The organism is Bradyrhizobium altum (assembly GCF_020889705.1).
In the GTDB taxonomy this organism is placed as follows: Bacteria; Pseudomonadota; Alphaproteobacteria; order Rhizobiales; family Xanthobacteraceae; genus Bradyrhizobium; species Bradyrhizobium altum.
This window is the reverse complement of the sequence record NZ_JACMYP010000282.1, coordinates 1-10,849: the sequence shown is the minus strand read 5'-3', so window position 1 is coordinate 10,849 and position 10,849 is coordinate 1. Positions and strand designations below refer to the sequence as shown.

Here is a 10,849-nt window from a genome sequence, read left to right as displayed (position 1 = left end):
TGCTCGCCGGCGGCGCAGCCGGCACCGTGCTCAGCGGCGGCCTCGGCGATCTGCTCAGCCAATTGCAGCAGAAGGGCCACGGCGACGCGGCCAATTCCTGGGTCAGCAACGGCCCCAACAAGCAGATCGCGCCCGGTGATCTCGCCAACGCGCTCGGCGCCGACCAGATCGACTCGCTGGCGTCGCAGAGCGGCATGTCGCGCGACCAATTGCTGCAGGGCCTGAGCCAGTATCTGCCCGACGCGATCAATCATCTGACGCCGGACGGCCGGCTGCCGAGCGGCGACGAGCTGAACGGCCGGCTTTAGCGCCAGCGTTGATTCCATCTGAGGAGGACGAAAGTCATGGGCGGCATCATCTGGGTCATCATCGTCGGCTTTGTCGCGGGGATCATCGCGCGGCTCCTGTCGCCGGGACCGAATAATCCAAGCGGCTTCATTCTCACCACCGTGCTCGGCATCGCCGGCGCGTTTCTCGCGACCTTCATCGGCCAGGCCATCGGCCATTACGGTCCTGAACAGGGCGCCGGCTTCATCACCGCCACGATCGGCGCGCTGGTTGTGCTGTTCATCTGGAACCGGCTGGTCGCGGCGCGCGTGATCCCGGATTTGGGAAACAAGTAAAGCCAGCCGCGGTCCTGGTTCAAAATCAAAATGCCCGGGCCATGCCCGGGCATTTTCGTTTCTGCAATCACTCCGAAGACGTGGATGACTAACTCACTGAATGAGATGCATGCCGGCGTCCATGCGGACGAATTCGCCGGTCATGTTGCTCGACGCCGGGCTTGCCAGGAAGCAGACGAGATTGGCGATATCCTCAGCCGTTGACGCGACCTTCAGCGGCACGCGCGCGATCACGGTATCACGCACCTGCTTGGCGCCCGCCTCGCCACGACCCTTGGTGAACCAGGGCGTATCGATATAGCCCGGACACACGGTGTTGACGCGGATCAACGGCGCCAGCGCGCGCGCCAGCGACTGCGTCATGGTGTTGAGCGCGCCCTTGCTGGCGGCATAGGCCACCGACGAACCGCCGCCGGAAATGCCGGCGATCGAGGAGACGTTGACCACCGCCGAGGGACGGCCGGAGGCCTTCGCGCCGGCTTCGAGCAAGGCGCGCGCAGCACGGACCATCTGGAACGGGCCGATGGTGTTGACGGCATAGATGCGCTGGAAATCCTCCGCCGTCAGGCCGTCGAGATCGTGATGCGGCACATGCTTCGTGGTGCCGGCATTGTTGACGAGCACATCGAGGCGGCCCCAGCCCTGCGCAGCGGCTGCGATCTTCTTGCAGTCCTCGTCGCGCGAGACGTCGCCCTGCACCACCAGCACCTCGGCGCCCTGCTTGCGGCAGGCTTCCGCGGTCGCCTCGGCTTCCGCCTTGCTGTTGGAATAGTTGATGATGAGGCGCGCGCCCGGCGTGGCGAGGATTTGCGCGGTGGCGGCGCCGAGGCCCGATGCCGATCCCGTCACGATCGCGCACAAACCATCCTTGGACATCTGCATTTTCCTTGTTGTTGTGAGCCAGATGAACTCCGGCGGCGGCATACCATATCGCGCGGGATGCCATCTGCAAACCGCGCCAAGACCTCAGGTACAGGGCCTCAGGTACAGGCCCTCACATATACGCGTTCGGGCCCTTTTGCAGGCTGGCCCATTGCGCATCGTCATGGCCGCAGATGATCTTGACGCCGGATGCCTCGAGCCTCGCGATCTCGTCGAGCGAGTGCAGGAACTGGTCGACGTCGAGGCTGTTCCTCGGTGAGGTCCGCTGATCGAGATTGGCGCGCACGCTGAGCGCGTCGGACGCGAGCAAATATTCACCGCTCTGATTCAGCTTGACCAGCGCCCCGGTCGTTCCCTTCGAATGTCCCGGCAGCGGGACCAGCGTCAACTTGCCATCGCCGAACACATCCATCTGCCGGTCGAATATCTCCATCTTCAGCGGATGATCCCAATCCGCCCTGATGTATCCGCGATCGAGCGCGTTATCCGCGTTCGCGGCCTCGACCTCGAGCGCGTGAACGAAGATCGTCGCCTTCCTGAAGAAGCCGTTGCAGCCGCAATGATCGGTGTGCAGGTGAGAGCAGATCACCACGTCGATATCGTCAGGGCCAAGGCCAACGGCCTTCAGGCTCGTCAGCACATGATCGTCTGCCGGCATGATCGGCTGCATATATTTGGCGAGCGTGCCGAGCCGCCCTTCGGGATGGGTCGCGACATCGGGATGGCATCCGGTGTCGAACAGCACATTGCCCTGCGTGTGCCGCAACAGCACGCAGGCGACCGGCAGATCGATCATCTCGCCGCGCGCGGCATCAGGCAGATAGGTGCGCCTGGACATCCGCAGACGCCCGCCCGACAGCATATGCATCTTCATCTCGTTACCTCCCAGTTTGGCCTCAAGCTACATATGAGTTTTTTGAAAACTCATAATCAATTTGACAGCACATTACCCACCCTTATAGCTTCCGCGCAACGCCGCGATCGCGGCAACGCGCTCAACGAAGCAGCTCTCCTGGACCGGCATCGTTGACATCGACCTGCGGCCGCCAGAGGGAAGCTTCGCCACGATGTACACCGTGTTCAGCGTGTTCGCTGCGACCGCAGATGCGGCAGCGTTCAAACCCTTCCTCTGCATTCCCGCGCGTCCCGACCGCGGCTATTTTCCCGATGGCGTCGAACTGTCCTATGGCGACATTGCGCGGCAGGTCTGCGCATTGCGCGAACAATACCGCGCAGCCGGCTTCGGACATGGGCACCGCGCCTGCCTGCTGCTGGAGAACCGGCCCGATTTCATCGTGCATTGGCTGGCGCTCAACGGTCTCGGGGTCTCGATCGTTCCGATCAACCCGGCCTATCGCGCGGCGGAAATCGCGTATCTCATTGCGCACGCCGAGCCCGACCTGATCGTCGCGCTGCACGATCAGAAGGAATTGCGGAAGGCGCTGACCGGCACGGTGCCCGTGCTCGAGGTGTCCGGCGACGATCTCGGCGCCAGCGTGACGCAGATTCCGCTTGCCCGGCGGTCGCCGCCTCGCGCCGGCGAGCCGGGAAGCGAGACCGAGGCCGCGCTGCTCTACACGTCAGGCACGACGGCGCGTCCGAAGGGCTGCATCCTGACCAACGAATACGTGGTGTCGACCGGCCGCTGGTACCTCAGCCACGGCGGCGAGGCGACGTATCATGCCGGAACGGAGCGCCTGTACAGCCCGCTGCCGCTGTTCCACATGGCCGGCCTGACGCTGACCCCGATCGCGATGATGCTGACCGGCGGCTGCCTCATCCTGCCGGAGCGCTTCAACGCGAAATTGGCCTGGCGCGACATCGTCTCCTGCCGCGCAACCGTGCTGCACTATCTCGGCGTGATCGTCGCGGCCCTGCTCGCCCAGCCGGAGGCGCCGGACGAGAAGGCTCATACGCTGCGCTTCTCGATGGGCGTCGGTGCCAATCCCGAGCAGCGCGCGCGAGCCCGCGAGCGCTTCGGCATCCCGTTCGTCGAGGGCTGGGGCATGACGGAGACCGGACGCAGCCCGTTCAACACGGTCGAGCCGCGCCATCTGGAAACCAACACCATCGGCCGCAGCGTACCCGGCCTCGAAATGACCATCCTCGATGCCGACGGCAATGCGTTGCCGCCGGGCACGGTCGGCGAACTCTGCGTGCGTCATTCCGAAGCGACGCCGCGGCGCGGCTTCTTCTCGGGCTATCTGAAGGACCCCGAGGCCACCGAGCAGGCCTGGCGCGGCGGCTGGTTTCACACCGGCGACAGTGCGTGGCAGCACGATGACGGCGCGTTCGTATTCGTCGACCGGCTGAAGCACCTGGTGCGGCGCGCCGGGGAAAACATCTCGGCGGCCGAGATCGAGGCCGTGCTCGCGACGTCGCCGCTGGTCAAACAGGCGGCGGTGGTTGCCGCGCGCGATCCGATCCGCGACGAGGAGGTTGCGGCCTTCATCGTCATCAACGACGGCGCCGCCGCTTCGCGCGAACTCGCGCAGGACATCTTCCACTTCTGCCGCGAGCGCCTCGCGCCATTCAAGCTGCCGGCATGGATAGCCTTCGTCGGCGAGCTGCCGCTGACCTCGACCAACAAGATCCAGAAGCACACGCTGCTCGGCACGGACCGGGACCCGCAGGCGCATCCTGACATGATCGACCTGCGGCAAGAAAAGACCAGCGCCATAAGGCAATCGAACTAGAGGAAACCAGGGACAATGACATCGAGTTACGGATGGCTCGCCGCGAGCGCTGCATTGCTGACGGCCACCTTCGCAGCCGCGCCATCGCACGCGCAGATCTCCGACGGCATGGTGAAGATCGGCGTGCTGACCGATCAGGCCGGCCTCTATGCCGACGCTGCCGGCCCCGGTGCGGTCGAAGCGGTCCGGATGGCGATCGCGGATTTCGGCGGCAAGGTGTTGGGCAAGCCGATCGCGATGGTCGATGCCGACCATCAGAACAAGGCCGACATCGGCGCCGGCATCGCGCGGCGCTGGTATGAGCAGGAGAACGTCGACGTCATCGTCGATTTCGCCAATTCCGCCGTCGCCTTCGCCGTGCTCGAACTCACCAAGCAGAAGAACAAGGCGATGCTGGTGTCGTCGGCCGGCTCCTCCGATCTGACCGGAAAGGGCTGCTCGGCCAATTCGGTGCAATGGACCTACAACACCTATGCGCTCGCCAACAGCACAGTTCGGGCACTGGCCAAGGAAGGCGCCAAGAGCTGGTACTTCGTCACGGTCGACTACGCCTTCGGGCACGCCCTGCGCAACGACGCCGCCAAGACCGTGGAAAAGGTCGGCGGTACGATCGCGGGCGAGGTGCGGCACCCGCTCAACAGCATGGATTTCTCGTCCTATCTGCTGCAGGCCCAGAGCTCGAAGGCCGATGTGATCGCCTTCGCCAACACCGGCGGCGACCTCGCTAATTCGATCCGGCAGGCGCAGGAATTCGGGCTGGCGCAGAAGCAGAAGCTGGCGGCCTTCCTGATGCAGACCAGCGACATCCACGCGATCGGCTTGCAGGCCGCCCAGGGTTTGCAGCTCGCGACCGCGTTCTATTGGGATCTCGACGACAAGACCCGCGACTTCGCCGCGCGCTTCATGGCCAAGACGAACAAGCGGCCGACCATGGTGCAGGCCGGCCTCTACTCCGCTGTCATGAACTACCTCAAGGCGGTGGAGAAGTCCGGCACCGACGACGGCCCCAAGGTGATCGCGCAGATGAAGGACATGCCGATCGATGACTTCTTTGCCCGCAATGCCTTCCTGCGCGAGGACGGCCAGCTGATCCACGACATGTACCTCGTGCAGGTGAAGTCGCCGGCGGAATCCAAGGGCGCCTGGGACTACGAGAAGCTGATTCAGGTCATCCCGGGCAAGGAGGCATTTGCGACGCCTGAGGAGAGCGCATGCCCGCTGCTGAAGAAATGATGCTCTCACGAATTCGCAAGACCACAGGCAAGAAATCACAAGCAAGGCTGGATATCGCATGACCGAACTGCCGCTGCTCTTTACCCCGCTGCAACTCCGTGACCTCGAACTGAAGAACCGGATCATGGTTTCCCCGATGGCGACCTATTCGGCGCAGGACGGGCGCGCCACCGATTGGCACACCGCGCATATCGGCAAGCTCGCCGCCGGCGGCGCCGGTCTCGTGTTCGTCGAGCAGAGCTCGGTGAACATCCAGGGACGCATCACCCATGGATGTCTCGGCATCTGGGATGATACGCATATCGCGGACCATGCCGCCCTCGCGGCGCTGATCCACAGCTTCAACGCCAAGGCCGCGATCCAGATCGCACATGGCGGCCGGAAGGGCTCGGCGCAGCGGCCGTGGGAAGGCGGCAATCCGCTCGGCGAAGCCGACATCAAGGCCCGCAATGAAGGCCCGTGGCAGATCGCGGCCTCGAGCGGCATTCCGTTCGACGACGGCTGGCCCGCACCACAGATGCTGACTTCGGAGCAGATCGATGCCCTGGTGGACGACTACCGCCAGGCGTTTCGCCGTGCCAGGGCCGCCGGTTACGACGTGATCGAGCTGCACTGCGCGCACGGCTATTTGATGCACTCGTTCCTGTCGCCGCTCGCCAACAACCGCAACGACGACTACGGGGGGTCGCGCGAAAATCGCATGCGCCTGCCGCTGCGGATCGCTGCGATCATGCGCGAGGAATGGCCCGACCACCTGCCGGCCTTCGTCCGCATCTCGTCGGTCGACGGCGTCGACATCGGCTGGTCGATCGAGGACTCGATCGCGTTTGCGACCGAGCTGAAGGCGATCGGGACCGACATGGTGGACTGCTCCTCGGGCGGCATGAAGCTGCCGCGCGGCAATTCGCTGGTGTCACGCACCCCAGGCTTCCAGGTGCCGTTCGCCGAGCGCATCCAGAAGGAAGCGGGCATGCCGACGGTCGCGGTCGGACTGATCCGCGAGCCGGACTACGCCGAAGCCATCTTGCGGGACGGCAAGGCGACGCTTATTGCACTCGGCCGCGAACTGCTATGGAATCCGAACTGGCCCGCGCAGACGGCACTCGCGCTCGGATGCGATCCCGAGTGGACGAGCTGGCCCGAGCAATATGGCTGGTGGCTGAAGCGGCGGGTGGCACAGCAGGGACGATAGCGATGCCGGTGGCGAAGAAAGATGCAGCGAAGGCCGGCGCGGCCGCCGGCTTGCGGTCTTTCGACGGCCCCGATTTCCCCGGCGATACTTCGCGCGACCTGCCGAAGATGGACAATGCGGTCAAGTCGGCGCGGCGCGTGTTCGACGTGCTCGAATTCTTCGAGGAGCGCCAGCGCGCCGCTTCCGCCATCGAGGTCGCAGCAGCGCTCAAATTTCCGCAGTCCAGCACCTCGGCGCTGATGCGGACGATGACCGCGTTCGGCTATCTGCATTACGACACCAGCCGCCGCACCTATATCCCGACGCCGCGGATCTCGATGCTGGGGCACTGGCTGAGCCCGGCGCTGTTCACGCGGGGGCGCCTGATCAATCTGATGAACGAGCTCTCCGAGAAAACCGGGGAGACCATCATGCTTGCGGTGCGCAACGGGCTCAGCGCGCAATATGTCCATATCGTTCAGGCCAGATTGCCGATGCGGCTCTATGTCAAGGCCGGAACGCTGCGGCCGCTGGCGCGATCCGCATCGGGTTACGCGCTGCTGTCGGCCTATCCGGACAAGGAGGTCCGCCGCCTGGTGCGCCTGATCAACGCGAACGAGCCGCGACCCGATCGGCAGATCGACATCAAGGCCTTGCTGCTGGAGCTGAAGAAGGTCCGCGCCAAGGGGCATGCCTTCTCGCTCGGCCTGGTGACGCCGGGCGCGGGCGCCGTTGCAATGAACCTGCCGCCATCAGCGGAATCGAACGAGCCGCTGGCGCTGTGCGTGGCCGGACTGAACGACGCGCTGGTCACCCAGGAGACCGAGTTCGCCGACCTGATGCGGAAGGCGATCGAGTTTCATCTGGCGGACTGAACTTATGTCGCCGGTCAATTCACTGCCGCGCGTGGCATACAAACCGAGGCGGTCGAAAGTTCACTATGCGGAATTCGTGGGCCCGGTCCGGCTTCATGCCATCCGTGCAAGTGGCCCTGCGGGCAACGCTTGTCACGGCTATGGCTTTTCCGCATCATTGAGCGCAAGACAACATCGCAAGCAGGGCCAGCCGAACGGCGAGCCCCAAGCCAATCAACACGAGGAACGCTGTGGTGGAGAGTGAGAACATCGTCGCCGAGACCGCGGAAAAGATTTTCGCCGATCTCGCGGATGCCCAAACCATCAATCACGACAAGCACGGCGCATGGAAGGCGCCGCTGTGGCAGGCGTTGACCGAAGCCGGCCTGCCGCTCTCGTGGGTGCCAGATGATCTCGGCGGTTCCGGCGCCAGTCTCGCGGAAGGTTTCAGCGTCCTCAACGTCGCCGGGCGGCATGCGATCGCTGTTCCGCTGGCCGAAACAATGCTGGCCGGCTGGCTGCTGACGCAGGGCAAGATCACCTCCCCGGAAGGCGAGATGACCGTGCTGCCGGCAGGCCCTAAGGACCGTGTCACAGTTGGCGCCGACGGCTCGCTCTCCGGCCGTGCCCGCGGCGTGCCGTTTGCGAAGGACGCAAAACATTTCGCGGTGCTGGCGAGCGACAATGGCGGCATCTCGATCGCGCTGGTCGATGCCGCGAAGTGCCGGATCGAATCCGGCGTCGGACTTGGCGGCGATCACAACGACACCGTCACGCTCGACAAGGTGCAGCCGGTCACGACCAAATCGGCGCCGAAGGGCTTTGACCAGACCACGCTGATGCTGATGGGCGGCGTGGTGCGGTCGCTCCAGATCGCGGGCGCGCTGGAATCGATGCTCGACATTTCCGTGCGCTATTCCAACGAGCGCGTCGCGTTCGAGAAGAAGATCTCCAAGTTCCAGGCGGTGCAGCATAACCTCGCCCGCCTCGCCGGCGAGTCCGCCGCGGCGCTGGCTGCCGCGACCTCCGCGGCCGACACCATCGCTAGCGCAACGTCATTCGACAATGACGCAGTGTTCCTCGAAGCGGCCTCGGCGAAAATCCGTTGCTCGGAAGCGGCCGAGAAAGGCAGCAGCATCGCCCACCAGGTGCACGGCGCGATCGGCTTCACCATCGAGCACATCCTGCACCGCTATTCGCTGCGCGCATTGGCGTGGCGCGACGATTTCGGCTCGGAGAGCTACTGGGCGGTCGAGCTCGGCAAGCTCGTCGCCGAGCGTGGCGCCGATGAATTGTGGCCGCTGGTGGCTTCGCGCTGAGATCAGGACAGAGACATCATGACCGCAGCCCTTCGTTTCGATCCGATCCGCCTGCCGGAGAAATGCGAGCAGCTCCGCAAGGAAGTGCGCGCCTTCCTCGCCGAGGAAATCGCCGCCGGCACCTTCGATCCGCACGCGCCGAATCGCGAGGACAATGACGCGCCGGAATTCTCCCGCCGCGTCGGCGCCAAGGGCTGGCTCGGCATGACCTGGCCGAAGAAATATGGCGGCCAGGAACGCTCGTTCCTCGAGCGCTATGTGGTGACCGAGGAGATGCGGGTGGCGAACGCGCCGACCCGGCGCTTCTTCGTTGCCGACCGGCAGAGCGGGCCGGTGCTTCTGAAATACGCGCCCGAGCACATCAAGATGGATATCCTGCCGCGCATCTGCCGCGGCGAGGTCTGCTTCGCGATCGGCATGAGCGAGCCGAACTCCGGCTCCGATTTGTTCGCGGCGAAGACCCGCGCCACCAAGACCGATGGCGGCTATCTGATCAACGGCACCAAGATCTGGACCTCGTCGGCGCACATCGCCGACTACATGATCGCGATCTTCCGCACCTCGCCGCCGACCAAGGAAAACCGTCGCCACGGCCTGACCCAGTTCCTGGTCAAGATGAAGCAGCCGGGCATCCAGGTGAATCCGATCGGCCAGATCACCGGCCAGTTCGAATTCAACGAGGTGGTGTTCACCGATTACTTCGTGCCCGACGATCACGTGCTGGGCGAGGTCGACGGCGCCTGGAAGCAGGCGACGTCCGAGCTCGCCTATGAGCGCTCCGGCCCCGAGCGCTTCCTCGAAACGTACTACGTGCTCACCGAGCTGGTGCGCGCCGTCGGCAAGAACCCGGATACCCGCAGCGCCGAGGGTATCGGCCGTCTGGTGGCGCAGGTGCACACCATGCGCCGCATGTCGGTGTCGGTCGCCGGCATGCTGCAGGCCGGCAAGGAGCCGGTGGTGGAGGCCTCCATCGTCAAGGACATCGGCACGGTGTGGGAGCAACAGCTGCCGCATCGCGTCCGCGATCTCGCGGCGTTCGTCGAGGAGACCGCGACCAATCGCGAGACGCTGGAAAAGCAGCTCGATTTCGCCATCAAGACCGCGCCCAAGCTGACGATCCAGGGCGGCACCACGGAAGTGCTGCGCGGCATCATCGCCCGCGGGCTCGGTTTGCGCTAGCCGCGCGGGCTCGGCCTTCGCTAATTCAACGAGGACAGATCGTGACCAAGTATACTGATATCGGCGTCGAGACCCACGGCCATGTCGGCCTGATCGAAATCCGCAAGCCCCCGCTGAACTTCTTCGACGTCGCGCTGATCAACCAGATCGCCGACGCGCTGGAGGAGTTCGACAACAATATCGAGATCCGCGCCTCGGTGCTCGCAGCCCAAGGCAAGGCGTTCTGCGCCGGCGCCAACTTCGGCGATCCGGTCCGCCAGGAGCAGGAGGAGCGCGCCAAGAGCGATCCGGCCTCCAACCTGCCGATCAACCATCTCTACGTTCAGGCGGTGCGCATCTTCCGCAACAAGAAGCCGATCGTCGCGGCGATCCACGGCGCCGCGATCGGCGGCGGCCTTGGCCTTGCGGTCTCCGCCGACTTCCGCGTCGCCTGCCCCGAGGCGCGTTTCGCGGCAAACTTTACAAAACTCGGTTTCCATCCGGGTTTCGGCCTGACCACCACGCTGCCCGAACTGATCGGCAAGAACAATGCGGAGCTGATGTTCTACACCAGCCGCCGCGTCACCGGCGAGGAAGCCTATCGCTGGGGCCTTGCCAACGTGCTGGTGCCGCAGGACCAGGTGCGGGCCGAGGCGATGAAGCTCGCGCAGGAGATCGCCGAGTGCTCGCCGCTCGGCCTGGTCTCGACCCGCGCCACGATGCGCGCCGGGCTCGCCGACCGCGTGCTAGCCGCGACCAACCATGAGCTGGAAGAGCAGACCAAGCTGCGCGCGACCGAAGACTTCAAGGAAGGCGTCAAGGCTACCGCCGAGCGCCGCGTCGCGAACTTCAAGGGGCGGTGAGACCTCGCGCCATTCTCTCAACGCGTCGTCCCGGCGAAAGCTGGGACCCA

The 10,849-nt window shown here is 64.8% G+C and carries 11 protein-coding genes; 9 read left to right on the top strand and 2 right to left on the bottom strand.

All coding sequences use genetic code 11. From position 1 onward, the window contains the following. Together H8B02_RS39840 and H8B02_RS39835 are read left to right on the top strand one after the other, a co-directional pair. Positions 1-308, top strand: a 308-nt coding sequence (locus tag H8B02_RS39840; protein WP_229171180.1) for a YidB family protein, incomplete at its 5' end; no start/stop codon positions are given. A gap of 36 nt (positions 309-344) precedes the next feature. Beyond that, a complete protein-coding gene (locus tag H8B02_RS39835) occupies positions 345-623 on the top strand; it encodes a GlsB/YeaQ/YmgE family stress response membrane protein (protein ID WP_229171179.1) in 279 nt (92 codons plus the stop codon). A 93-nt stretch (positions 624-716) separates the two neighbouring features. On the opposite strand, the gene H8B02_RS39830 is transcribed toward H8B02_RS39835, so the two are convergent. Both H8B02_RS39830 and H8B02_RS39825 read right to left on the bottom strand, forming a co-directional pair. Beyond that, entirely contained in the window at positions 717-1,499 is a 783-nt protein-coding gene (locus H8B02_RS39830; RefSeq protein ID WP_229171178.1) for an SDR family NAD(P)-dependent oxidoreductase, read from the bottom strand. 118 nt (positions 1,500-1,617) lie between these two features. Further along, complete coding sequence (locus tag H8B02_RS39825) at positions 1,618-2,379, bottom strand: N-acyl homoserine lactonase family protein (protein WP_229171177.1); 762 nt, start codon at positions 2,377-2,379, stop codon at positions 1,618-1,620. A gap of 193 nt (positions 2,380-2,572) precedes the next feature. Between H8B02_RS39825 and H8B02_RS39820 the strand changes: the two genes are divergently transcribed. From H8B02_RS39820 to H8B02_RS39790, 7 genes are all read left to right on the top strand, one after another. Continuing rightward, positions 2,573-4,201 carry an AMP-binding protein gene (locus tag H8B02_RS39820; RefSeq protein WP_229171176.1) on the top strand — a complete coding sequence of 543 codons (1,629 nt, stop codon included), beginning with the start codon at positions 2,573-2,575 and terminating at the stop codon, positions 4,199-4,201. Between the two features lie 15 nt (positions 4,202-4,216). Then, positions 4,217-5,434 (top strand): ABC transporter substrate-binding protein, encoded by a 1,218-nt coding sequence (locus H8B02_RS39815; RefSeq protein WP_229171175.1) that lies wholly within the window; start codon positions 4,217-4,219, stop codon positions 5,432-5,434. A gap of 58 nt (positions 5,435-5,492) precedes the next feature. Beyond that, complete coding sequence (locus tag H8B02_RS39810; RefSeq protein ID WP_229171174.1) at positions 5,493-6,626, top strand: NADH:flavin oxidoreductase/NADH oxidase; 1,134 nt, start codon at positions 5,493-5,495, stop codon at positions 6,624-6,626. Between the two features lie 2 nt (positions 6,627-6,628). After that, positions 6,629-7,480 carry an IclR family transcriptional regulator gene (locus H8B02_RS39805; protein WP_229171173.1) on the top strand — a complete coding sequence of 284 codons (852 nt, stop codon included), beginning with the start codon at positions 6,629-6,631 and terminating at the stop codon, positions 7,478-7,480. Between the two features lie 230 nt (positions 7,481-7,710). Then, a complete protein-coding gene (locus tag H8B02_RS39800) occupies positions 7,711-8,778 on the top strand; it encodes an acyl-CoA dehydrogenase family protein (protein ID WP_229171172.1) in 1,068 nt (355 codons plus the stop codon). Between the two features lie 18 nt (positions 8,779-8,796). Then, a complete protein-coding gene (locus H8B02_RS39795; RefSeq protein ID WP_018269158.1) occupies positions 8,797-9,957 on the top strand; it encodes an acyl-CoA dehydrogenase family protein in 1,161 nt (386 codons plus the stop codon). Positions 9,958-9,998: 41 nt separating this feature from the next. Next, complete coding sequence (locus H8B02_RS39790; RefSeq protein WP_212311886.1) at positions 9,999-10,799, top strand: enoyl-CoA hydratase/isomerase family protein; 801 nt, start codon at positions 9,999-10,001, stop codon at positions 10,797-10,799. The last annotated feature ends 50 nt before the right edge of the window (positions 10,800-10,849 follow it).